Below are 1,286 nucleotides of genomic sequence, written 5' to 3' on the forward strand. Positions count from 1 at the left end.
GCGTGCGGATTGATCGACGCGAAGTTGAGCTTGCCGGCGATCAGGAACAGCACGGTGCGCATAGTTTCGAGGTTTGCGTAGCCACGAGCGCGTCGCTTGGCGGCTTGAAACAGGCCGTTGAGTGCTTCCAGAAAGCCGTTGGTCTGGCGCGTCTGGGTCCATGCGACGATGCCGTCGAAATGCTTGCGTATCATGCGGGCGACCTCCTTCATCGGTTCAACCTTGGAGCGCATCACGTTGGTACACCACTGCTCGAGCATCGCACTGACGACATTGATCTGCTTGCGATCAAGGATGTCGCGGAGCTGTTCTCGATAGAGCCAGGCACGGGCAGTACGCTTGGTTGTGACGTTGGCGACTAGCGCATCGAGATCGGCACGCTGTGCCGCGCTCAGCCGGTCGCGGTCCTTGAGCAGCGCCCAACGCAGGCCCTTGAGATCGGGATCGGTCTTCTGCTCGAGTCGTCGGGTCTTGTCCAGGGCAATCGACGCCTGTGCGACGACGTGGAACTTGTCGAAGGTGATGCGGGCATTCGGCAGATGTTCGGTGACACCTTTGATGAAGGCGGGAGACATGTCGATGCTGACCGAGGTGATCTGTTCGGGTTCTGCGCGGTGCGCTCGCAGGCGAGCGGCGAACTGTCCGATGGTGGCGGCATCCTTGCCTTCGGTGACGAACACGACCTTGCGTTCTTCAGCGTCGGCCACAAGCGTCACATAGTTGTGCCCCCGCCTGTAGGAGGTCTCGTCCACGGCGGCGCTGGTCATGCTGGACAGGTCGATCGCGGCCAGCGCAAGTTCGACGTAGCGCTTGCAGATCGCATGCACGCGGTGCCACGATTCGCCGACGGCGCGGGCCACAGCTGCAAAGGGCATCTGCTGGGCGAGCGTGAGCACCATCGCCTCGAACAGCAGCGTGAAACCGCTGAGCTTGCCGGCCCAATCGGGCTCGACGAGCGCCACGCGGCCGTCGGGCAGCTTCACGCGCGGCGTGCGCACTTCGAGGTAGCAGTCATGCTGGAAAAAGTTCAGGTGCCGGTAACGCTTGACGATAGTGTCATGCACGGGATGCGCGCCGGCCACCTCAGGATGCGCGAAGCGGCTTCCGGCAGTGAAGTCGATCTGGATCGTCAGCAGCTTGGTGGCCGCGTCGAAATCGACGCCGCTCACGAACCACGGATCACTTACACCCAATGCGGCTTCGAACAGCTTGCTGTGCATGACCTGCCTTCGTCTTGATTATGCAGAAACCGGGACGATACCACCCACTGGAAATTCAACAGAGGC

1 protein-coding gene is annotated in these 1,286 nt (G+C 61.6%); it reads right to left on the minus strand.

The annotated features are described in order from the left end of the window. On the minus strand, positions 1 to 1,220 hold a 1,220-nt coding region (locus GCT19_RS42095), incomplete at its 3' end, for an ISL3 family transposase (RefSeq protein ID WP_152855095.1). Between the last annotated feature and the right edge of the window lie 66 nt (positions 1,221 to 1,286).

Source organism: Paraburkholderia atlantica, from assembly GCF_009362785.1.
Classification (GTDB): Bacteria; Pseudomonadota; Gammaproteobacteria; order Burkholderiales; family Burkholderiaceae; genus Paraburkholderia; species Paraburkholderia atlantica.